The sequence below is a fragment of the Streptomyces sp. NPDC058964 genome (assembly GCF_042741275.1).
GTDB lineage: Bacteria > Actinomycetota > Actinomycetes > Streptomycetales > Streptomycetaceae > Streptomyces.
On the sequence record NZ_JBHYKH010000043.1, the window covers coordinates 1 to 21445 of the forward strand.

At 70.8% G+C, this 21445-nt stretch carries 18 protein-coding genes and 1 pseudogene; 9 read left to right on the forward strand and 10 right to left on the reverse strand.

All coding sequences use genetic code 11. The features are described 5' to 3' along the window. Positions 1–92: 92 nt before the first annotated feature. From ACFW2E_RS08415 to ACFW2E_RS08435, 5 genes are all read right to left on the reverse strand, one after another. The gene (locus ACFW2E_RS08415; RefSeq protein ID WP_384463277.1) at positions 93–1151 is read right to left on the reverse strand and encodes an aspartate-semialdehyde dehydrogenase; all 1059 of its coding nucleotides are present in this window, start codon (positions 1149–1151) and stop codon (positions 93–95) included. Then, complete coding sequence (locus tag ACFW2E_RS08420; protein WP_384463280.1) at positions 1151–2443, reverse strand: aspartate kinase; 1293 nt, start codon at positions 2441–2443, stop codon at positions 1151–1153. The genes ACFW2E_RS08415 and ACFW2E_RS08420 overlap by 1 nt, the downstream gene beginning before the upstream one ends. Positions 2444–2603: 160 nt before the next feature. Further along, entirely contained in the window at positions 2604–3263 is a 660-nt protein-coding gene (locus ACFW2E_RS08425) for a DUF5063 domain-containing protein (protein ID WP_384463283.1), read from the reverse strand. Then, positions 3256–3855 (reverse strand): recombination mediator RecR, encoded by a 600-nt coding sequence (gene recR / locus ACFW2E_RS08430; RefSeq protein ID WP_384463286.1) that lies wholly within the window; start codon positions 3853–3855, stop codon positions 3256–3258. Before recR ends, ACFW2E_RS08425 begins: the two co-directional genes overlap by 8 nt. Positions 3856–3910: 55 nt before the next feature. Beyond that, positions 3911–4255, reverse strand: a complete 345-nt coding sequence (locus ACFW2E_RS08435; RefSeq protein WP_384463352.1) for a YbaB/EbfC family nucleoid-associated protein — start codon at positions 4253–4255, stop codon at positions 3911–3913. Positions 4256–4502: 247 nt separating this feature from the next. On the opposite strand from ACFW2E_RS08435, the gene ACFW2E_RS08440 reads away from it, so the two are divergent. Next, entirely contained in the window at positions 4503–5252 is a 750-nt protein-coding gene (locus tag ACFW2E_RS08440) for an SLATT domain-containing protein (RefSeq protein WP_384463290.1), read from the forward strand. A 159-nt stretch (positions 5253–5411) separates the two neighbouring features. Here ACFW2E_RS08440 and ACFW2E_RS08445 read toward each other — a convergent pair. After that, positions 5412–5641: pseudogene (locus ACFW2E_RS08445) on the reverse strand (phosphate ABC transporter substrate-binding protein); the annotation flags it as partial. A gap of 97 nt (positions 5642–5738) precedes the next feature. Beyond that, positions 5739–7811, reverse strand: a complete 2073-nt coding sequence (locus ACFW2E_RS08450) for a protein kinase (RefSeq protein ID WP_384463293.1) — start codon at positions 7809–7811, stop codon at positions 5739–5741. A 177-nt stretch (positions 7812–7988) separates the two neighbouring features. Between ACFW2E_RS08450 and ACFW2E_RS08455 the strand changes: the two genes are divergently transcribed. The 5 genes from ACFW2E_RS08455 (at position 7989) to ACFW2E_RS08475 (ending at position 13750) form a co-directional block, all read left to right on the forward strand. Then, positions 7989–9344, forward strand: a complete 1356-nt coding sequence (locus tag ACFW2E_RS08455) for an aspartate aminotransferase family protein (protein WP_384463296.1) — start codon at positions 7989–7991, stop codon at positions 9342–9344. 110 nt (positions 9345–9454) lie between these two features. Further along, a complete protein-coding gene (locus ACFW2E_RS08460) occupies positions 9455–10147 on the forward strand; it encodes a GntR family transcriptional regulator (protein WP_384463299.1) in 693 nt (230 codons plus the stop codon). Next, a complete protein-coding gene (locus tag ACFW2E_RS08465; protein ID WP_384463302.1) occupies positions 10144–12570 on the forward strand; it encodes a dolichyl-phosphate beta-glucosyltransferase in 2427 nt (808 codons plus the stop codon). The genes ACFW2E_RS08460 and ACFW2E_RS08465 overlap by 4 nt, the downstream gene beginning before the upstream one ends. 74 nt (positions 12571–12644) lie before the next feature. Continuing rightward, on the forward strand, positions 12645–13295 hold the full coding sequence (locus ACFW2E_RS08470; RefSeq protein WP_384463305.1) for a hypothetical protein: 651 nt from the start codon (positions 12645–12647) through the stop codon (positions 13293–13295). Positions 13296–13387: 92 nt separating this feature from the next. Continuing rightward, entirely contained in the window at positions 13388–13750 is a 363-nt protein-coding gene (locus ACFW2E_RS08475) for a hypothetical protein (RefSeq protein WP_384463308.1), read from the forward strand. Positions 13751–13780: 30 nt separating this feature from the next. Here the strand turns inward: ACFW2E_RS08475 and ACFW2E_RS08480 are convergent, their stop codons facing one another. Both ACFW2E_RS08480 and ACFW2E_RS08485 read right to left on the reverse strand, forming a co-directional pair. After that, positions 13781–15598, reverse strand: a complete 1818-nt coding sequence (locus ACFW2E_RS08480) for a bifunctional metallophosphatase/5'-nucleotidase (protein ID WP_384463311.1) — start codon at positions 15596–15598, stop codon at positions 13781–13783. A 165-nt stretch (positions 15599–15763) separates the two neighbouring features. Continuing rightward, entirely contained in the window at positions 15764–17047 is a 1284-nt protein-coding gene (locus ACFW2E_RS08485; RefSeq protein ID WP_384463314.1) for an adenylosuccinate synthase, read from the reverse strand. 197 nt (positions 17048–17244) lie between these two features. Between ACFW2E_RS08485 and ACFW2E_RS08490 the strand changes: the two genes are divergently transcribed. Further along, a complete protein-coding gene (locus ACFW2E_RS08490) occupies positions 17245–18105 on the forward strand; it encodes a diacylglycerol kinase (RefSeq protein ID WP_384463316.1) in 861 nt (286 codons plus the stop codon). A 138-nt stretch (positions 18106–18243) separates the two neighbouring features. Here the strand turns inward: ACFW2E_RS08490 and ACFW2E_RS08495 are convergent, their stop codons facing one another. After that, on the reverse strand, positions 18244–18738 hold the full coding sequence (locus ACFW2E_RS08495; RefSeq protein WP_384463319.1) for a GbsR/MarR family transcriptional regulator: 495 nt from the start codon (positions 18736–18738) through the stop codon (positions 18244–18246). Between the two features lie 72 nt (positions 18739–18810). Between ACFW2E_RS08495 and ACFW2E_RS08500 the strand changes: the two genes are divergently transcribed. Together ACFW2E_RS08500 and ACFW2E_RS08505 are read left to right on the forward strand one after the other, a co-directional pair. Beyond that, complete coding sequence (locus tag ACFW2E_RS08500; RefSeq protein ID WP_384463322.1) at positions 18811–19704, forward strand: ATP-binding cassette domain-containing protein; 894 nt, start codon at positions 18811–18813, stop codon at positions 19702–19704. Beyond that, on the forward strand, positions 19701–21332 hold the full coding sequence (locus ACFW2E_RS08505; protein WP_384463325.1) for an ABC transporter permease: 1632 nt from the start codon (positions 19701–19703) through the stop codon (positions 21330–21332). The genes ACFW2E_RS08500 and ACFW2E_RS08505 overlap by 4 nt, the downstream gene beginning before the upstream one ends. The last annotated feature ends 113 nt before the right edge of the window (positions 21333–21445 follow it).

Below are 21445 nucleotides of genomic sequence, written 5' to 3' on the forward strand. Positions count from 1 at the left end.
AGCGCCGCCACCACACGCAGGACACAGATCCTACAAATGGATCCGCTCCCATCCAGGGCTTTTCCCGTGCCCCCGCCGGGGAACGGGAAGCATCACGAGAACTCCGCCGCCACCAGCTCCGCGATCTGCGCGGTGTTGAGGGCGGCTCCCTTGCGCAGGTTGTCCCCGCAGACGAAGAGTTCGAGCGCCGTGGGGTCGTCGAGCGCCCGGCGCACCCGCCCCACCCACGTCGGGTCGGTCCCCACCACGTCGGCCGGGGTGGGGAACTCGCCGGCGGCCGGGTTGTCGAAGAGCACGACACCGGGCGCCGTGGCGAGGATCTCGCGGGCCCCGTCGACGGTGACCTCGCCCTGGAAGCGGGCGTGGACGGTGAGGGAGTGCGTGGTGACGACCGGCACACGCACACAGGTCACGGCGACGGGCAGCCTGGGCAGTCCGAGGATCTTGCGGGACTCGTCCCGCACCTTCATCTCCTCCGACGACCAGCCGTCCTCCCGCAGGGACCCGGCCCACGGCACGACGTTCAGCGCGACCGGCTCCGGGAACGGCCCGGTGTTGTCCCCCACGGCCCGCCGTACGTCACCGGGGCTGGTCCCCAGCTCCGTACCGGCGACCAGGGACAGCTGGGCCCGCAGGGTCTCGACGCCGGCCAGCCCGGCCCCGCTCACCGCCTGGTACGACGACACCACCAGCTCGCGCAGGCCGAACTCGGCGTGCAGCGCGCCCAGGGCGACGATCATCGACAGGGTCGTGCAGTTGGGGTTGGAGATGATCCCCCGCGGCCGCGCCCGCGTCGTGTGCGGATTGACCTCGGGCACCACCAGGGGTACGTCCGGGTCCATCCGGAAGGCGCCGGAGTTGTCGACGACCACCACGCCCTTGGCGGCGGCGACGGGCGCCCACTGCGCGGCGACCTCGTCCGGTACGTCGAACATGGCGACGTCGATCCCGTCGAAGGCCTCCTCCGACAGGGCCACCACCTCGATCTCCTCGCCGCGCACGGCCAGCTTGCGGCCGGCCGAGCGCGAGGAGGCGATCAGACGGATCTCGCCCCAGATGTCCTTGCGCTGCGAAAGGATCTGGAGCATGACCGTGCCGACGGCTCCGGTCGCTCCCACGACCGCGAGTGTCGGACGGACGGTCGGCTCCATCAGCGGCCCGTGCCTCCGTAGACGACGGCCTCGTCGGTGTCGGAGTCGAGCCCGAACGCGGTGTGCACGGCGCGGACGGCCTCCGGCACGTCGTCGGCGCGCGTGACGACCGAGATGCGGATCTCGGAGGTGGAGATCAGCTCGATGTTCACGCCCGCGTCGGACAGCGCCTCGAAGAAGGAGGCGGTGACTCCCGGGTTGGTCTTCATGCCGGCGCCGACCAGGGAGATCTTGCCGATCTGGTCGTCGTAGCGGAGCGAGTCGAAGCCGATGCCGGCCCTGTTCTTCTCCAGGGCGTCGATGGCCTTGCGGCCCTCGGTCTTCGGCAGGGTGAAGGAGATGTCCGTCAGGCCCGTGGAGGCGGCGGACACGTTCTGCACGACCATGTCGATGTTGATCGCGGCGTCGGCGATCGTGCGGAAGATGGAGGCGGCCTCACCCGGCTTGTCGGGCACGCCCACGACCGTGATCTTGGCCTCGGAGGTGTCGTGCGCGACACCGGAGATGATGGCCTGCTCCACCTTCTTGTCCCCTTGCTGCTGTGTCTTCTGAACGACTGGCTCGCTGCTGACCCACGTGCCCTGCAGCCCGCTGAAGGAGGAGCGGACGTGGATCGGGATGTTGTAACGGCGTGCGTACTCCACACAGCGGTGGAGCAGCACCTTGGAGCCGGAGGCGGCGAGCTCAAGCATGTCCTCGAAGGCGATCCAGTCGATCTTCTTCGCCTTCTTCACCACACGCGGGTCGGCGGTGAACACGCCGTCGACGTCGGTGTAGATCTCGCAGACCTCGGCGTCCAGGGCGGCCGCGAGGGCCACCGCCGTGGTGTCGGACCCGCCGCGACCGAGCGTGGTGATGTCCTTCTTGTCGGCGCTGACGCCCTGGAAACCGGCCACGATGGCGATGTTGCCCTCGTCCAGCGCGGTCCGGATGCGGCCCGGCGTGACGTCGATGATCCGGGCTTTGTTGTGGACCGAGTCGGTGATGACGCCTGCCTGGCTGCCGGTGAAGGACTGGGCCTCGTGGCCCAGGTTCTTGATCGCCATGGCCAGCAGGGCCATGGAGATCCTCTCTCCGGCGGTCAGCAGCATGTCGAACTCACGCCCGGCAGGCATCGGCGATACCTGCTCGGCGAGATCGATCAGCTCGTCCGTCGTGTCGCCCATCGCGGAAACCACGACAACCACCTGGTTGCCGTTCTTCTTCGCTTCCACGATCCGCTTGGCGACGCGCTTGATGCCCTCGGCATCGGCTACGGAGGAGCCTCCGTACTTCTGCACGACAAGGCCCACGTGCGCTCCTCGCTCAGTCCGTCGATTGCCCGCTCAGTCTAACGAGCGTCCGAAATTTGCCCTCGGGGAACCGCATCGTGAGATGTCCGGCCACCCGCTTCGTGACTCCTCTGCCCAGTGTCACGCGAGTGATGGCTGTGATCTGCGCTTCATCCGGGCCTCACTGGCCCTGGCGCATGCCCAACGGGCCGGCGATCTCCTCCTCCATGACCTGGCCCGCCTCGAACTCCAGGGTGTCGTCGCCCATGCCCTGGTCGGTGTCCAGGCCGTTCAGCTCCTCCAGGGGCTGGTTCAGACGGACGTGGGCCAGCACGGAGTGGAGGGCCCGCAGGGTCGCCGAGGCCGTCGAGCCCCAGTTGGAGAAGTAGGAGAACTGCCACCACCACAGCGCCTCGGCGGTACGGCCCGCACGGTAGTGGACCATGCCGTGGCGCAGGTCGGTGATGACGTCCGCGAGGTCGTCGGAGATCCGGGCCGGGACGGGGGCCTTGCGGGGCTCGTAGGGGTCGAAGACCTCCGAGTAGACGTCGACCGGATCCAGGAGGCGGGCCAGGTTCTCGCGGAGCCCGTCGACGTCCGGCTCGAAGCCGGGGTCGGGCTCGTAGCGCTCGTCGGGGACGATGTCCTCGTGCGCGCCGAGCCGGCCTCCGGCCAGGAGCAGCTGGGAGACCTCCAGGAGGAGGAAGGGGACCGCCGAGTCCGGCTCGTCACCCTTCGCGACCTCCGTGACGGCCACCAGGAAGCTCTCGATCTGGTCCGCGATCTGGACCGCGAAGTCGTCCGGGTTCTGCGTCGTGGCGTGCAGCGTGGCGTCAGACATCTAGGAGTCGTCTCCCCTCGAAGGCGCGGCCGAGCGTGACCTCGTCCGCGTATTCCAGGTCGCCACCCACCGGGAGGCCGCTGGCCAGGCGGGTGACCTTCAGGCCCATGGGTTTGATCATGCGGGCGAGGTACGTGGCCGTCGCCTCGCCTTCGAGATTGGGGTCCGTGGCCAGGATCAGCTCGGTGACCGTGCCGTCCGCCAGGCGGGCCAGGAGCTCTCGTATGCGCAGGTCGTCCGGGCCCACACCCTCGATCGGGCTGATCGCGCCGCCGAGCACGTGGTAGCGGCCGCGGAACTCGCGCGTGCGCTCGATCGCGACCACGTCCTTGGGCTCCTCGACCACGCAGATGACCGAGGGGTCGCGCCGGGGGTCGCGGCAGACCGCGCACAGCTCTTCCTGGGCGACGTTGCCGCAGGTCGCGCAGAAGCGGACCTTCGCCTTCACCTCGAGGAGGGCCTGGGCAAGGCGGCGTACGTCCGTGGGTTCGGCCTGCAGGATGTGGAAGGCGATCCGCTGCGCGCTCTTGGGACCGACGCCGGGCAGCCGCCCCAGCTCGTCGATCAGGTCCTGGACCACGCCTTCGTACAACGGACTGCCCTTCCTGGAGTCTTCCAGTACGTACCGTAGTTGGCCGTTGCCCGTCTTAGAAAGGCAGGCCGGGGATACCGCTGCCGCCGCCGAGACCCTGGGCCAGCGGGCCCAGCTTCTGCTGCTGCAGGGTCTGGGCGTTCTCGTTGGCGGCCTGGACGGCCGCGACGATCAGGTCGGCGAGGGTCTCGGTGTCCTCCGGGTCCACCGCCTCGGGGTCGATGACGAGGGCGCGCAGTTCACCGGAGCCGGTGACCGTGGCCTTCACCAGGCCCCCGCCCGACTGGCCGTCGACCTCCGTGTTCGCCAGCTCCTCCTGGGCCTTCGCCAGATCCTGCTGCATCTTCTGGGCCTGCTGGAGCAGCTGCTGCATATTGGGCTGGCCACCACCGGGGATCACGATCAGCTCCTGGTTCGGTTCTTCGTTCTTCTCCGTTGTGCACGAGCCTACGTGGTCCACGCAGCCATCGCCCCGCCACTCTTTCGAGTGAGATTGCGGTGGGTCCTATACCTGATCAAGGCCCTCTTCCGGGCGGAAAAGGGAGGAAAGCCATGCCTTCGCCACCCATTGGCCGGTAGGAAAGGTGCCGCGCATGAGCATCCAATGTCACGCAACGTGACAGGACGTGATCAGTAGGGAGTGCCGGGTGGGTCAGCCGGAGATGCAGCCCGAGGGTCCGCCTCAGGACGGGCGGGGCGAGGGTGCGGCAGGGCTGCGGCCGGGCGATCTGACCGGACGCGCGTTTCCGCTCGGGGACTGGGGGGAGCCGGCCGAGCGGCTGGACGAGCTGTACCGCTGGGTGGAGCGCAGGGCACTGGAGACGGCGTCCTGGTATCTCGCGGACCGGGTGTGGAAGCGGCAGGGGGCGCGGGCGCTGCGCGTGGGCGCGGCGGTGGGGGCGGTGTCGGCGGGCGTGCTGCCCCTGCTGGACCTGACGGGAGCGGTCGACGGGGCGGCGGCCTGGGGCTACCTGGCGCTGGTGCTGGCGGTGGCGTGCGCCTGCGTGGACCGTTACTTCGGGCTGACCTCGGGATGGATAAGGGACGTGGCGACCGCGCAGGCCGTGCAGCGAAGACTCCAGGTGCTCCAGTTCGACTGGGCCTCGGAGTGCGTGCGGGAGGTGCTGGGACCGGCCGAGGGAACGGCGAGCGAGGCCGCCGAGCGGTGCCTGGGGGTGCTGCGGCGGTTCTCGGAGGACGTGACGGAGCTGGTGCGCACCGAGACCGCGGACTGGATGGTGGAGTTCCGCACCGGCGCCGCACCGCTCGGCATCCAGTCGGCGGTGGCCGCCGTCCCCCGGCCGGACACAGGCTCCCTCCAAGGACGGTTCCCGATGCCCCCGGGAACCACCGCGCGGCCCAACATGCCCAGGCAACGCCCACCCGAGCCGAGATGAACCGCGGTCACGGGACGCGCGTAACCGGCCGGCAGGACCTCACGCGCACAGTTTCATGCCCTCCGGTTCATGCCCTCCGGCGTCCAGCACGGGACGTGGCCGTGCGTCGGGATCACGTCCTGGCCGTCGGCCCCGGGAGTGGCCGGGACCCCGGCGCCGTCGGCCCAGGACCGGCGTCGCTTCCGCCATGACCGGCTCCTCGTCGAAGAGGCCCAGCGGCGGTTGGCGCGGCCCGAACGGACGTCACCGCCCATCGGGTTGTCCATCCGCACGCGGTAGCCGATCCTCTTGCGGCGCGGTACCCGGCGCTCGTTCCGGACCATGCCGGCCGCCGCGACGATGCCCAGCAGCGCCGTCCCCACGGCTACGACGTTCTCATCGACGTGCAACGACGTCAACGACCTTCCGGGAAAGCGGAGTTCGCGGGCCGCGCCCCTCACTGCCGGGTGTAGGTCAGGCTCTCACTGCCGGGTGTAGGTCAGGCTCTCACTGCCGGGTGTAGGTCAGGCTCTCCCCGCTGCCGCTCTTCTCCCGTCGCAGCCTGCCGTCCGACAGCAGCGTGACCTCGGTGGCGTCGCCGGGCGTGCAGGACGAGAGCGGTTCGCCGGAAGTGACCGCGGACGGGCCGATCTCCAACGGGCCGTCGCCGCTGGGCTGTTCGGAGAGCTTCGCGGTGAAGACGCAGTGGTAGGTGCCACCGTCGGCGGTGGGCCCGTCGGCGACGAGCGTGAGGACGGTGTCGCCCACATCGCCCTGCGCGATGGTCAGTTCGCGGGTGCTGTGCCCGTTGGCGTTGTCGATCGACGACTCCCACGTCCCCAGGTATCCCGCCGGGATGGCCCCGTCCGAGGGTGCCGAGGAGGTGGGCTGCGAGGTCGTCGGGGCGGGCCCGGAGGTGGTCGGGCCGGTGGTCGTGGGGGCGTCGGTGGTCGGGGAAGTGGTGACCGTCCCACCGCCCTTGTCGTCGCTGCCGCCACCCTTCATCAGCGCGTACACCGAGCCACCCGCGGCGAGCGCGACGACCAGCGCGACCACGGCGAGCAGCGCCGTGGACCGGCCGGTCCGGCCCGGCTCCCGCGGAGGTACACCGGGTCCGTACGGCGGGGTGGACCCGACGGGCGGCGGGCCGTACGGCGGCGTCGAGCCGAGGCCGCCCGCGTACGGGTTGTACGGCTGCCCCGGACCGGGCCAGGATCCGGCCCCGGACTGCTGCGGGTAGCCGTAGGCGGGGGGCTGCGGGTGCTGCTGCGGATAGCCGTACGCCGGGTGGGCGGGCGGCGTCCCCGGCGGGGGCGTCTGGCCCGCGACCAGCGTGGGGAGGTGGTTCACACCCGGCCCGCCCGGCGACCGCGGGTCCCCCGGCGGGGGAGGTGCGGAGGCGTCGTCGGAGGCGGGGGCGTGCTGGGGGGAGGCCGCGGGCGCGCGGTCCGGCATCCGGTCCTGGCCCTGAACCTGACCTTGGCCGGGCGCCGGATCCTGCTTGTGGATCCAGGCCGGGACGGGGTCGGGCGCACGGTCCGCGCCGGGGGCCGGCCCGGCGGTGCGGTCCGCGCTCCCGTCGGGCACCTGGTTCCCGCCGGACGTGGCCGGGGGCAGGGCAGGCCGGGGAGGCGGCCCCTGCGGACCCTCCGCCGTGCCTTCCGGGTCCTCGGTGTCCAGCAGCCGCACCGCGTGCCGCCCGAGCTGCGCCACCAGCCCGCCCGGCAGCCACGGATCGCGCGAACGCCCTCCGGCCACCGTGTCCTCCGCGCCCGTGCGCTCCAGGATCCGGTCCAGCGCCGGCCGGGCGGCCGGGTCCTTCTTCAGGCAGTCGCGTACGAGGTCGGCGATGCCCTCGGGCACGCCCTCCAGGTCGGGATCCTCCTGGGCGATGCGGAACATCAGGGCGTGCACACCGCTGTTGGCGGCCCCGAAGGGCAGCTTGCCGGTCGCCGCGTAGGCGAGCACGGATCCGAGGCAGAAGACGTCGCAGGCCGGCGTGATCCGGTCGCCGCGCACCTGCTCGGGTGCCATGAACCCGGGCGAGCCGACCAGGGAGCCGGTGCGGGTGAGCCCGTCACCGGCCAGGGTCTCCAGCGCCCGCGCGATACCGAAGTCGATGACGCGCGGCCCGTCGATGGTCACCAGCACGTTGGACGGCTTGAGGTCGCGGTGGACGATCCCGGCGGCGTGGATGTCCTTGAGCGCGTGCGCGAGCCCGGCCGCCAGGATCCGTACCGAACGCTCCGGCAGGGCGCCGTGGTCGTTTCCGACGACCTGCTGAAGGGTGGGTCCGGCGACGTACCCGGTGGCCACCCACGGCACGGCGGCCTCGGTGTCCGCGTCCAGCACGGGAGCCGTCCAGTGGCCGCCGACCCGGCGCGCGGCCTGTACCTCCTGCCGGAACCGCGCCCGGAACTCCTCCTGTGCGGCGAGTTCCTCGCGCACCAGCTTCACGGCGACGGTACGGCCCCGGTCCGACCGTGCGAGGTACACGTGTCCCATGCCGCCCGCGCCGAGACGCGCCAGCAGCCGGTAGGCCCCGATCCGCTGCGGATCCCCGGCTCCCAGCTTCTCCATCGCTGCGCCGCCTTCCCCCCGTACGTGTGCAACGGACCGAGAATAGTGCTGCCCGCTGGGGAGTCGTACGGAGCGGGGTCTACGGTTCCGTAACAGACAATCTGTCGTGGAAACCCCCCGACCAGGGAACAGGTCGCCGATATCGCGTTCGCATCGCGGACATTTACGCTCGCCCGCATGACCCCTCAGCCCAACCCCGAAGCCGGCGCCGCCGTGAAGGCCGCGGACCGCGCACATGTCTTCCACTCCTGGTCCGCCCAGGAGCTCATAGACCCGCTCGCCGTCGCCGGCGCCCAGGGGTCGTACTTCTGGGACTACGACGGCAAGCGCTACCTCGACTTCACGAGCGGGCTCGTCTACACGAACATCGGCTACCAGCACCCGAAGGTCGTCGCCGCGATCCAGGAGCAGGCCGCGCACCTGACCACCTTCGCGCCCGCCTTCGCCGTCGAGGCGCGCTCGGAGGCGGCCCGGCTGATCGCCGAGCGGACCCCGGGCGACCTGGACAAGATCTTCTTCACCAACGGCGGTGCGGACGCCGTCGAGCACGCGGTGCGCATGGCCCGGCTGCACACGGGCCGCGCCAAGGTGCTGTCGGCCTACCGCTCCTACCACGGCGGCACGCAGCAGGCGGTGAACCTCACCGGCGACCCGCGCCGCTGGCCCTCCGACAGCGGAACCGCCGGCGTCGTCCACTTCTGGGCGCCGTTCCTCTACCGCTCCCGCTTCTACGCGGAGACCGAGGAGCAGGAGTGCGCGCGGGCCCTGGAACACCTGGAGACGACGATCGCCTTCGAGGGACCGGGCACCATCGCCGCGATCGTCCTGGAGACGATCCCCGGCACCGCGGGGATCATGGTTCCGCCGCCCGGCTACCTCGCGGGCGTGCGGGAGCTGTGCGACAAGTACGGGATCGTGTTCATCCTCGACGAGGTCATGGCCGGGTTCGGGCGCACCGGTGAGTGGTTCGCGGCCGACCTGTTCGGCGTCGTGCCCGACCTGATGACCTTCGCCAAGGGCGTGAACTCCGGATACGTTCCGCTCGGCGGTGTCGCCATCTCCGGGAAGATCGCGGAGACCTTCGGCAAGCGGGCCTACCCGGGCGGCCTGACGTACTCCGGCCATCCGCTGGCGTGCGCGGCCGCCGTCGCCACCCTCAACGTGATGGCGGAGGAGGGGGTCGTCGCCAACGCGAAGAACCTGGGCGCCACGGTCGTAGAGCCGGGCCTGCGAGCGCTGGCCGAGCGGCACCCGAGCGTCGGCGAGGTACGCGGTGTGGGCATGTTCTGGGCCCTCGACCTGGTGCGGAACCGCGAGACCCGGGAGCCGCTGGTGCCGTACAACGCGGCGGGCGAGGCGAACGCGCCGATGGCCGCCTTCGGTGCTGCCGCGAAGAAGAACGGCCTGTGGCCCTTCCTCAACATGAACCGCACCCACGTCGTGCCGCCCTGCAACGTCTCCGAGGCCGAGCTGAAGGAGGGTCTGGCGGCCCTGGACGCCGCCCTGAGCGTGGCCGACGAATACACGGTGTGAGTGAGGACCGCAACACCGGGGCTCACCAGGGGGAACCCGAACGCGTAAGGTGGCGTGCTCGTAGATATGGACGAGCACGTCACCCGTACGCGTGAGGAGAGCCCCCGACCATGCCCGGCAACGGCGCCGTGACGCGCAGCACCCTGCGCCAGCAGATCGCGGACGCGCTCCGTGACGAGGTGCTGGCCGGCCGGCTCCAGCCGGGTCGGGCGTTCACGGTCAAGGAGATCGCCGAGCAGTACGGGGTCTCGGCGACACCGGTCCGCGAGGCGCTGGTCGACCTGTCCGCGCAGGGCATCCTGGAGGCCGACCAGCACCGCGGCTTCCGCGTCCCCGAATACTCGGTCGACGACTACCGCGGCATGATCCAGGCCCGCAGCCTGGTCACCGACGGAATGTTCCAGTCCCTGGCCGCCGGCCACCCCGCCCTCCGGGACCCGCACGACCCCCGCACGGCGGCGGCGCTCGGCACGGTCCGCCGGCGCGGCGAGGAGGCGCAGCGCGCGGCCGCCGCAGGCGACCTCAGCGTGCTGATCGGCTACGACCTGCGCTTCTGGCGTGAGCTCAGCGCCCTGTTCGGCAACCCCTACCTCGCCGACTTCCTGCACCGGCTGCGCGTCCAGTCCTGGGTGTGCGCGGTGCAGCACCTGCTCCGGCTGAGCGATCTGCGCGGCCGGCTGTGGTCCGGTCACACCGAACTGGTCGACGCCCTGGCGCGCCGGGACTTCACGGCGGCGCGGGCCGTGGTCGCCGACCACAACGCGCACTCCCTCGCCCTCATCGAGAAGCTGGCCGCCGGATGAGCGGCCGCCGCTCCGAGGTCGTCGACCTCTCCGTCGTCGTCCCCGCCTACAACGAGGAAGAGCGACTCGGCCCCACCCTCGAAGCCGTCACCGCCTACCTCGGCGACAACGAGGGACGCTGGGGCGAGTGGGAGGTGATCGTCGCCGACGACGGGTCGACCGACGGCACCCGGGAGGTCCCGGCGTTACAGCACCCGCGGGTCCGGCTCGTCACCAGTGCCCGCAACCGCGGCAAGGGCAGCGCCCTGCGCCTCGGTGTCGCGGCCTCGCGCGGCCGCCGGGTGCTGGTCACCGACGCCGACCTGGCGGCCCCGATAGAGGAGCTGGAGCGGCTCGACAAGGCGCTCAGCGAGGGCCACTCGGCGGCGATCGGCTCGCGTTCGGTGCCGGGCGCGTCGATCGACAACCATCAGCACCGGGTGCGCGAGCTGCTCGGCCGTGCCGGGAACCTCCTGATACGCACGACGGCGGTGCCGGGCATACGGGACACCCAGTGCGGCTTCAAGCTGTTCGAGGGCGACCGGGCCCGCGAGGCATTCGCCGCCTCCCGGCTCGACGGCTGGGGCATAGACGTGGAGGTGCTCCAGTACTTCCGCCGCTCCGACTGGCCGGTCGCCGAGGTGCCGGTGCGCTGGAGCCATCAGCCCGGCTCGAAGGTCGGCCCCCTCGACTACGCCCGCGTGCTCGCCGACCTGGCCCGTCTCAGGGCGCGCGCCCTGAGGCCCGCGGACCTGCTGGCGACCACCCTCTTCCTGCTGATGGCGACGGCCCTGTACTCGGGCCGCTTCTTCGACCCGGCGCACCGCTACCTCCCCGACTCCCTGCAGGACCAGAACCAGTGGGAGTGGTTCTTCGCGGTGACGGCCGACAACGTCGCCCATCTGCGCAACCCCTTCTTCACCGACCTCCAGGGCTTCCCCGACGGCGTGAACCTGATGGCCAACACGGTCATGCTGGGCCTGTCCGTCCCCTTCGCGCCGGTCACGCTGTTCGCGGGCCCGGCGGCGGCGCTGAGCCTCTGTATGACGCTGGGCCTGGCCGCCACCGCGACCGCCTGGTACTGGCTGATCGTGAAACGGGTCGTACGGCAGCGGGCGGCCGCCTTCCTCGGCGCGTCCCTGGCGGCCTTCGCGCCCCCGATGGTCAGCCACGCCAACGCGCACCCCAACTTCGTGATCCTCTTCATGATCCCGCTGATCATCGACCGCGTGCTGCGGCTGTGCGCGGGCACGCGGGTCGTGAGGGACGGGACCGTCCTCGGCCTGATGACCGCCTACCAGGTCTTCCTGGGTGAGGAACCCTTCCTGCTCGCGGCGATCGGGCTGGCCCTCTTCGTGGCCGCCTACGCCGCCGTACGCCGGGACGTGGCAAGGGAGGCCTGGCGCCCGCTGCTGAAGGGCCTCCTGCTCGGCGGCGCGGTCTGCCTGCCCCTGGTCGCCTACCCCCTGTACTGGCAGTTCGCCGGCCCGCAGAGCTACAAGAGCGTGCTGCACGGCGACACCGCGGGCAACAGCCCCCTGTCCCTGCTCGCCTTCGCCGAGCGCTCGCTGGTCGCGGGCGACGCGCAGCGGGCCGACGCGCTCTCCCTCAACCCCACCGAGCAGAACGCGTTCTACGGCTGGCCGCTGATCGTCCTCGTCTTCGCGATCGTCGTACGGCTGTGGGAGCGGACCCTGGTCAAGGTGCTGGCGTTCACCGCGCTGGCCGCCGCGGTGCTCTCCCTCGGCCCGAAGATCCGCATTCCGCTCACCGACGACATCCTTCCCGGGCCGTGGGCGCTGGTCGCCGACAAGCCGCTCTTCGAGTCGGTCATCGAGGGCCGGGTGGCGATGATCTGCGCCCCGGCGCTGGGCATGCTGCTCGCGATCGCGGTGGACCGGCTGGCGGCGACCCGTGCCGTGGGCACGATGTACTTCGGCTTCATGGCCGTCCTCCTCGCCCTGCTGCCGCTGGTTCCGGCGCCGCTGAAGTCCCAGGAGCGGGCGCCGGTGCCGGCGTTCATCACGGACGGGATGTGGAAGTCGTACGTCCGCGAGGGAGAGTCGCTCGTCCCCGTGCCGCTGCCCGATCCCGGCGCCGCGGAGGCCCTGCACTGGCAGACGGCCTCCGGTCTGGGCTTCAGGCTCCCCGGCGGCTACTTCAACGGCCCGTACGGCAAGGACCGTATCGGCATCTACGGCGCCGCTCCGCGCTACACCTCCAACATGCTGCGGGACGTGGCCTACACGGGCGTGGTCCCGGTCATCGGCAAGAACTGGCAGGCGCAGGCCAGGAAGGACTTCGCCTACTGGAAGGCGGCGATCCTGGTGGTCGCGCCGCAGCCCCACGACGACGCCCTGCGCCAGGCCCTGGAGAAGCTCACCGGCCGTGCCGGGAGGTGGACCGGCGGTGTGTGGGTATGGGATCTGCACGAGGGGGGCTGAGCCCGCGCCGCACCGACTACCCTGCCCTGACCACCCTGCAATGCGTGTACGCCTGCTGATGCGAGGAGCTCTCTTTGGCCTGTGACCTGTGGCTGGTGCCGCTCGTGGATGTGTTGTGCCACACCCCCGACAACCCGTTCGCCGAGGAACTCGCGCAATACAACAAGGTCCTCGCCGAGGCCGGGCTCCCACCGGTGCCGGTGTACCAGTACATGCCGGGCCTGTCCGGAGACGTCGCCCCGGTGGCCGGGTTCGACTACGACGCGCTGCACTTCCTGCGCCGGGTCTACCTGCTCCAGATGTGCGGGCTGCCGGTGACCCCGGTGGACGATCTCGGCGGCGACTACGAGCAGCTCCTGGAGATGTTCGAGTCGACGGCCCAGCAGTCGCACCTGGTCTGGCACTACGACCACGCGGGCGCGTACGTCCCCGTGGACTTCCCGAACCCCCTGTCGAACGAGGAGCTGCTCGCGGGCGGCGGCCCCCTCGGCTCCTCCCAGACGCTGCTGCGGGAGCTGGAGTTCGTGGCCCCCTCGATCGGCATCGACCCGGCCAACCCGCCGGCGGCGCCGGAGCCGCCGCGCGCCCCCACGGAGCTGGAGGAACCGGCGGTCCCGGCGCCGTACGACCCCAGTCCGTTCGCCCGCGAGCGGCACGTCTGGCTGGGTCTGCACGCGGCGGCCACCCGGAGCCTGGCGCAGGGCTCGATGATCGTCTTCAGCTGATCGCCGCCCGGCGCGGGCGTCGAATCGGACACCAGGCCGGAATCATGGCTTCCGACCTGGCATTTCTGGCATGGACCTGATGAAGTGACCCCATGTCCGAAGGACCTGTCCAGCACCCCAAGTCCGCCGTGCCGACCCCCGTCGAGGCCGCGCCGCCCGAAGCCGCGCCGGCACAGCACAAGCACGGCTGGCACAAGCTGCTGATCGCCATGCTCCTGATCACCCGCGGGGTCCGCGCCCAGCAGGGCGTGGAGGGCAGCCTGGGAGGCGACGGCAACTCCCTGGGCTGGACGGTGCTGTGGGTGGCCGTCGCCCTGGGAGTGGCCTTCTTCGCCGTCAGCGAGTGGGAGATCCTCCGCGCCGCGAAGTGGCAGATGCGCCCGGTTCAGTGGATCTGCATGGGGCTCTTCCACATCGCCTACGTCGGGTTCCTGCTCTACCTCTGCCTGAGGTGATCCCGGCGGCCCGCGCCGCCGGGACCGGGATCAGAACACCGGCGTGCCGTCCTGCGTCAGCTTCCAGTTGGTGACCGCGAAGTCGGCCGGGTTCAAGGACCCCTTGGCCACGACGTAGTCGATCATCAGCTGGCGGATCTCGTTGGTGGAGCTGTAGGCGATGGCGGCGGACGCGATGTGCGGGTAGCCCGAACCGCCGTTGGCGCGGTAGTTGTTGACGGCCACGACGAAGACCTGGTCGTCGGCGACGGCCGCGCCGTCGTAGGTCAGGTTCTTGATCCTCGACCCCTCCGCCTGCGCGATGTCGATCTCGTACGAGACGCCCGCCGCGGTGTCGTACATGTAGTCCCAGAAGTTGTTGGCATTGGTGAGCGTGGCGGTGTCCACGGCCGTCCCGCTCGGCACCTGGTGGTAGTACTTCGCCGCGTACTCCAGGTAGTCCTTGAGCTGGGCGCCCGTGAGCTTCTTGCCGTACAGGGTGTTGTCGTAGATGTAGAGCCCGGCGACGTCCTTGATGGTGACGGCGCCCTGGGGGATGTCGGCGGTGCGGCTGAAGGGCGCGGCGACCGAGATGAGCGGGAGGGCCGCGTCCGCCGCCGACAGGCCCGCCTTCACGGTCTGCATCTGGACCTCGTGGATGAAGTCCATGACGGGCACGTCCTTCCAGCAGGACTCGGCCGCCGAGAGGTCCGCGGTGCAGGTGCCGACGGCCGTGTTCACGTACTTCACGACCAGCTCGTGATCGGCCTCCAGGAGCTTCCTGATCTCCGGGTCCTCGTCCACGGTGTTCGGGTTGAGGGTCTGGGCCGTCTTGCCCGTCACCTTCCACTGCCCGTGGTGCAGTTCCAGCTCGAAGTCGAAGACGCTCAGCCGGTAGCCCCAGCAGTACGGCTCGGACAGCAGGACGTCCTCGCCGGTCTCCGCGTTCTTGACGGTGTACGACGGCACCTCGACGTGGGTGTGGCCGACGAGGATGGCGTCGATGCCGGGGACCTGCTCGGCGACCAGGTTGGAGGCGTTCTCGACGTACGGCAGCTCGTCGCCGTAGGAGGAGGAGCCGTCCAGGCCCGAGTGGTCGGTCAGGAAGACGACGTCACAGCCGAGCGCGCGCAGCCTCGGCACGTACTTCTTCGCCTGCTCCACCAGCCCCGGGAAGACCATCCTCCCGCTCACGTTGTCCTTGTCCCACAGCGCGATGCCCGGGTTGGTGAGACCGAGGATGCCGACCTTGATGTCGGGGGCGCCGGGTACGCGGATCCGCTTCACGGTGTAGGGGCGGAAGGCCGGCCGCAGCGTCTTGGCGTCCAGCGCGTTGGCGCCGAGCAGCGGGAAGTGGCACTGGCTCTCGAACCTGCGCAGGACGTCGATGCCGTAGTTGAACTCGTGGTTGCCGAGCGCGGCGGCGTCGTAGCGCATGTGGTTCATCGCCACGGCCATCGGGTGCCTGGGGCCCCTCTTGCCGCCGGTCCCGGTGATCGGGTCGACGCGGGCGAAGTAGTAGGCCAGCGAGGTGCCCTGGATGATGTCGCCGGCGTCGACGAGCAGGACGCGGTCCTCGCCCTTCGCCTCGCGCTGCTGCTTGACGAGGGTGGCGACGCGGGCCACGCCGACGGAGTTGCCCTTGCTGTCCGCGTAGGCCGCGTCCTTGTAGTAGTCCCAGTCGAAGACGTGGCTGTGCAGGTCGGTGGTGCCCAGGACGGAGAACGACCAGGTGCGGGGCGCCTTTTCGGGCTTGTGCCCGGCGGCCTCGGCGGTACCGGTACCGACCGCTCCGGCGGCGGCGACGGCGGCACCGGTGACGGCCGACTTCTGCATGAACTGCCGGCGGTTCATGGGACTGACGGGCATACGGGGCTCCTGGAACTGGAGAGGGAGGAGAAACGGCAACTACCCGCGTAGATGCTTGCCTTCCCCCAGATCCGGGCGGAACCAGGAGCACCCCATGGGCCGGTCAAGGATGTCCATGACCGGCCCAAGGTGCCGCGCTTTCACACGACTTGCGCCCGACGCGCCTTACAGGAACGAGTTGATCTCGATCGTCTCGTCCCGGCCGGGGCCCACGCCGATCGCGGAGATCGGGGCGCCGGACATCTCCTCCAGCGCCTTGACGTAGTTCTGGGCGTTCTTCGGGAGGTCGGAGAAGGACTTCGCCTTGGTGATGTCCTCGGACCAGCCCGGGAGGGTCTCGTAGACCGGCTTCGCGTGGTGGAAGTCGCTCTGCGAGTAGGGCAGCTCCTCGACACGCCTGCCGTCGAGGTCGTACGCCACGCAGACCGGAATCTGCTCCCAGCCGGTCAGGACGTCCAGCTTGGTGAGGAAGAAGTCGGTCAGGCCGTTCACCCGGGTCGCGTAGCGGGCGATCACCGCGTCGAACCAGCCGCAGCGGCGGTCCCGGCCCGTCGTCACACCCCGCTCGCCGCCGATGCGGCGCAGCGCCTCGCCGTCCTCGTCGAAGAGCTCGGTCGGGAAGGGGCCGGCGCCGACGCGGGTCGTGTACGCCTTCAGGATGCCGATGACCCGGCTGATCTTCGTGGGGCCGACTCCGGCGCCGGTGCAGGCACCGCCGGCGGTGGGGTTGCTGGACGTCACGAAGGGATAGGTCCCGTGGTCGATGTCCAGGAGCGTGCCCTGGCCCCCCTCGAACAGGACGACCTTGTTCTCCTCCAGGGCCTGGTTGAGGACCAGGACCGTGTCGGCGACGTACGGGGCGAGCTTGTCGGCGTAGCCCAGCAGTTCCTCGACCACCTGGCCGGTGGCGATGGCGCGCCGGTTGTACAGCTTGGTCAGGAGCTGGTTCTTGACGTCGAGGGCCGCCTCGACCTTCTGCAGCAGGATCGACTCGTCGTACAGGTCCTGCACCCGGATGCCGACGCGGTTGATCTTGTCCGCGTAGGTCGGGCCGATACCGCGTCCCGTCGTCCCGATCTTGCGCTTGCCGAGGAAGCGCTCCGTCACCTTGTCGACGGTGACGTTGTACGGGGTGATGATGTGCGCGTTACCGCTGATCATGAGCTTCGACGTGTCGACGCCGCGCTCGTTCAGACCGCTCAGCTCGGAGAGCAGGACCGACGGGTCGACGACGACGCCGTTTCCGATGACCGGTGTACATCCGGGCGACAGGATTCCGGAAGGGAGAAGGTGGAGTGCGTACTTCTGGTCGCCGACGACCACCGTGTGGCCGGCGTTGTTGCCGCCCTGGTAGCGCACTACATAGTCCACCGAGCCACCGAGCAGGTCGGTGGCCTTCCCCTTGCCTTCGTCACCCCACTGAGCACCGAGCAGCACAAGTGCGGGCACGCGCGTACACCCCTTCCGGGCGGGGCATGTCCAACGTCAGGGGCATGGGCGTAAGGTTCACCGCCGCGTACCACCGCGACCGCCTTTGGTCGCACAACCGTCGGACCGGATGCCCCGGAATAGACGAAGCCCCTGGCGCAATAGCGCAAGGGGCTCTTGCACAAAGATGCTACCCGAGGAAGCGAGGCAGGACCGAGGTGGCGACCTTCGCGACGTCCGATCAGCTGCTGGTGGTCATCGACCCGGTCGCCCGGCGGACGGACGGCGAGTCCGTGAGGATCGCGAAAGACGTGCTCAGCGCGGGTGCGGCGACGAAGGTGTGCCTGCCGGAGGGGCCCGAGGAATTCGCGCGTGCGCTGGCCCGGCGCGGGTCCCGGCGGCCGGTGGTGGTCGGCGACGACCGCGCCCTGGTCCGGGCGGTGTCCCTGTTGCACCGGCAGCGGGAACTGGCCGGATGCGTGCTGTCGTTGGTGCCCGTGGGGGGCGGGCTGGCGCTGGCGGAGACCCTGGGGGTGCCGACGGGCGCGGTGGCGGCGGCGCGGGCGGTCCTCGACGGGGTCGAGCGTCGCCTGGACCTCCTGGTCGACGACAGCGACGGGGTGGTGCTGGGCGGGCTGCGGATCCCGCCGCTCGCCGCGCGGGAGGCGGCCCGGCCCATGGAGGCGGTGCCCGCGGCCCCGGGCCGCCCGTGGCTGCGCACGACGTACCAGTCGCTGGTGCGCACCCTGGCCGCCCGCCCGGCGCGGCTCGCCCCGTCCGTGCCCGCTCCCGGGCCCGCGCGGCTGCGGGTGGAGATAGACGGGGTGACGGTGGTCGACCTGGACCAGCCGGTGGAGGGGGTGTCGGTGGCGCCGGGCCGCTCCGGCCTGGCCGAGGTCGAGGTGCACCCCCTGTCGGTGGGGGCGGAGGCCTCTCCCCTGCTGGCGTCCGGCCGCACGGTGACCGTGACCGGGGCGGACTTCCGGTACCGGGCGGACGAGGCGGTGACGGGGCCGGTGCGGCGGCGGACGTGGCGGGCCCTGGAGGGGGCCTGGGGGCTTACGGTGCCTTCATCGTGAGGCGGGCGCCTGGAAGCCACGGGGCTCGCTGCCGCTTGTCGTCGGTCGCTCTGCCATCAACGTCATGATGCGCCCTCCGGATGCAGACCGGCCGCCACTTGGAGTATTTGACCTGTTACGCATCCAGGGCCGGTCCGCTCACCGGCCGAAGATCGTCTCCCGGTGGGCGCGCCAGCGCTCCATCATGGCCTCGACCTCACCCTCGACGAACTCGAAGAAGGCGAGGGTCTCGGCGAGCCGGCTCCCCGCCGGGGTGTCTGCCCCCAGGCTCGCCACCCCCTCGCGCAGGGCCTCCTCCCAGCGCTTGATGATCGCCTCGCGGCTGGTGAGCGCCTCGTACCACTGGTCGCTGTGCACCCGGTACCGCTCGCGGCGCGAGCCGGGTTCCCGCTCTCGCGAGACCAGGTGGACCTGCGCCAGATAGCGCACCGCCCCGGATACGGCCGCGGGACTGATCCGCAGCTGTTCGCCCAGCTCGGATGAGGTGAGGGCACCGGTGTCGGAGGCGAGCAGCGCGGCGAAGACGCGGGCCGGCATGCGTGGCACGCCCGCCTCGACGAGCTGTGCCGCGAAGTGCTCCACGAACCGTGAGACCGACTCGGGGTCCCGTTCCACCGCCCTTGACTCCGCCATGCCACCAGCCTATCGGAGTTTTCACAGTTCCTTAACTTCACAAATTTCTGAAGGAAGCGTACGTTCGGCGGCATGACGAAGGCAATCACGGTCTCCGGGCTCCACAAGTCCTTCGGCCGTACGCACGCCCTGGACGGCCTCGATCTCGAGGTGGAGACCGGCGAGGTCCACGGCTTCCTCGGCCCCAACGGCTCCGGCAAGTCCACCACCATCCGGGTCCTGCTCGGCCTGCTGCACGCCGACGCGGGCGCGGCCCAGGTACTCGGCCGCGACCCGTGGGCGGACGCGGTCGAGGTGCACCGGCGAATCGCCTACGTCCCCGGCGACGTGACCCTGTGGCGCAATCTCTCCGGCGGCGAGGTCATCGACCTCTACGGCAGGCTGCGCGGAGGGCTCGACAAGAAGCGCCGGGCGGAGCTGATCGAGCGCTTCGAGCTGGACCCCACCAAGAAGGGCCGCACGTACTCCAAGGGCAACCGGCAGAAGGTCGCCCTGGTCGCCGCCTTCGCCTCGGACGTCGACCTGCTGATCCTGGACGAGCCCACGTCGGGCCTGGACCCGTTGATGGAGGCGGTCTTCCAGCGCTGCGTGGAGGAGGAACGCGACCGCGGCCGCACGGTCCTCCTGTCCTCCCACATCCTGAGCGAGGTCGAGGAACTCTGCGACCGGGTGAGCATCATCCGCAAGGGCCGCACGGTGGAGAGCGGTTCGCTGGCCGATCTGCGCCACCTCACCCGTACCAGCGTCTCGGCCGAACTCGCCGGACCGCCCAACGGGTTGGCGCACCTCCCCGGCGTCCACGACCTCGACGTCCAGGGACGCCGGGTCCGCCTCCAGGTCGACACCGACAAGCTGGATGCCGTACTGCGGCAGCTGAGCGAATCGGGCGTACGGTCCCTGACCTCGACGCCCCCCACACTGGAGGAACTGTTCCTGCGCCACTACCAGGACGAGGTGTCGCGATGACCGTTCTCGCGGCAAGGGCCTCCGGCGGTGCCCGGCAACTGGCAGGCACCGGAACGCTGTTGCGCTTCGCCCTGCGCCGCGACCGGGTGCTGATCCCGGTCTTCGTCGCGGTGAACGCGCTCATGGTCCTCTCCATGCCGAACACCCTGAAGACGCTGTACGGTACCGAGGCCGAACGCAACGACCTGGTACGTCAGTTGGCGACCAACGCCTCGTTCCGTGCCCTGATCGGCCCCGTCTTCGACACCTCGATCGGCGCGCTGACGGCCTGGCGCGTGGGTGTGTACGCCGCCGCGCTCGCCGCCGTGATGAGCCTGCTCGTCGTCGTACGGCACACCCGGGACGAGGAGGAGAGCGGCCGCCAGGAGCTGGTGGCGTCGGGGATGGTGGGCCGCCGGGCCTCCCTCACCGCGGCGCTGCTGGCGGCGGCCGTCGCGAACGCCGTACTGGCACTGCTGGTCACGGCCGGCCTGGCCGGGCAGGGGGCGTCGGGTGCCCTGTCGTTCGGCCTCGGACTCGCGGGCGTCGGCATGGTCTTCGCCTCGACGACCGCCATCGTCGCCCAGCTGACGGAGAGCGCGCGCCTCGCCCGGGGCCTGACGGCGGCGGTCCTCGGAGCCGCCTTCGTACTGCGCGCGGCGGGCGACTCGGCGTCGGACGGGGGCACCTCCCACGCTTTCGGCACTGGGGGAGGCTCGTCCGTCCTGACCTGGCTCTCCCCGCTGGGCTGGCTGGAGAACCAGCGGTCCTTCGCCGCCGAACGCTGGTGGGTGCTGCTGCTGTTCGCGGCGGCGGTGGCCGTGCAGACCGCGGTCGCCTACGAACTGGCGGGCCGCCGGGACGTCGGCATGAGCTTCCTGCCCACCAGGCCCGGCCCGCCCACCGGCGGTCCGGGCACGGCGGGCTCGCTGGCCTGGCGGCTCCAGCGGGGAAACGTGCTCGGCTGGTCGGCCGGCTTCTTCCTCGCCGGGGTCGTGTACGGCGGGCTGACGGACGGCGCGGCCGACCTGGTCCGTGACAATGCCAAGGCACAGGAGATCATCGAGCGGATGGGCGGCCAGAGCGGCCTCACGGACGCGTTCGTGGCGTCGATGGTCGGGATGCTCGGCCTGATCGCGTCGCTGTACGTGGTCGCGGCCGTCCTGCGCCTGCACGGCGAGGAGACCTCCGGCCGCGCGGAACCGGTGCTGGCGTGCGCGGTGGGCCGCCTGCGCTGGGCCGCCGGTCACCTGGTGATCGCCTTCGGCGGATCCGCCCTGATCATGATCCTGGCGGGCCTGGGCTTCGCGGTGGGCTACGGCAGGGAGATCGGCCCGATCCTGGCCGCCTGCCTGGTGCAGCTCCCGGCGGTCTGGGTGATCGGCGCGGTCACGGTCCTGCTGTACGGGCTGACCCCACGGCTGGCGACGGCCGCCTGGGGAGTCGCCGTGGCCGTGCTGCTGATCGGCTGGGTGGGCCCGGCTTTGGACGCACCCCAACTCGTCCTGGACCTCACCCCCTTCGGCCATCTCCCGAAGCTGCCGGGCGGGGGGATGGAGTGGACGCCGGTACTGACCCTCGCGGGACTGGCGGTGGTTTTGGGGGGTGTGGGGCTGGCGGGGTTGCGGAGACGGGACCTGACCGCCTGAGGGCGGAGCGTCAGTCGGCGGACTGCTTGAGCCTCTCGGTGTCGAGTTCAATGCCGAGAGGCTCGGGGAGCAGAGGACCGGCGCCGAAAGGTTCCCCCATGGATGTTGTGGTA

Coding starts and splice junctions, on each gene's coding strand:
- ACFW2E_RS08475 (WP_384463308.1), top strand. CDS start 13,388: ATGTCCGAAGGACCTGTCCAGCACCCCAAGTCCGCCGTGCCGACCCCC.
- ACFW2E_RS08455 (WP_384463296.1), top strand. CDS start 7,989: ATGACCCCTCAGCCCAACCCCGAAGCCGGCGCCGCCGTGAAGGCCGCG.
- ACFW2E_RS08505 (WP_384463325.1), top strand. CDS start 19,701: ATGACCGTTCTCGCGGCAAGGGCCTCCGGCGGTGCCCGGCAACTGGCA.
- ACFW2E_RS08500 (WP_384463322.1), top strand. CDS start 18,811: ATGACGAAGGCAATCACGGTCTCCGGGCTCCACAAGTCCTTCGGCCGT.
- ACFW2E_RS08450 (WP_384463293.1), bottom strand. CDS start 7,811: ATGGAGAAGCTGGGAGCCGGGGATCCGCAGCGGATCGGGGCCTACCGG.
- ACFW2E_RS08415 (WP_384463277.1), bottom strand. CDS start 1,151: ATGGAGCCGACCGTCCGTCCGACACTCGCGGTCGTGGGAGCGACCGGA.
- ACFW2E_RS08465 (WP_384463302.1), top strand. CDS start 10,144: ATGAGCGGCCGCCGCTCCGAGGTCGTCGACCTCTCCGTCGTCGTCCCC.
- ACFW2E_RS08425 (WP_384463283.1), bottom strand. CDS start 3,263: ATGTCTGACGCCACGCTGCACGCCACGACGCAGAACCCGGACGACTTC.
- ACFW2E_RS08480 (WP_384463311.1), bottom strand. CDS start 15,598: ATGCCCGTCAGTCCCATGAACCGCCGGCAGTTCATGCAGAAGTCGGCC.
- ACFW2E_RS08460 (WP_384463299.1), top strand. CDS start 9,455: ATGCCCGGCAACGGCGCCGTGACGCGCAGCACCCTGCGCCAGCAGATC.
- ACFW2E_RS08495 (WP_384463319.1), bottom strand. CDS start 18,738: ATGGCGGAGTCAAGGGCGGTGGAACGGGACCCCGAGTCGGTCTCACGG.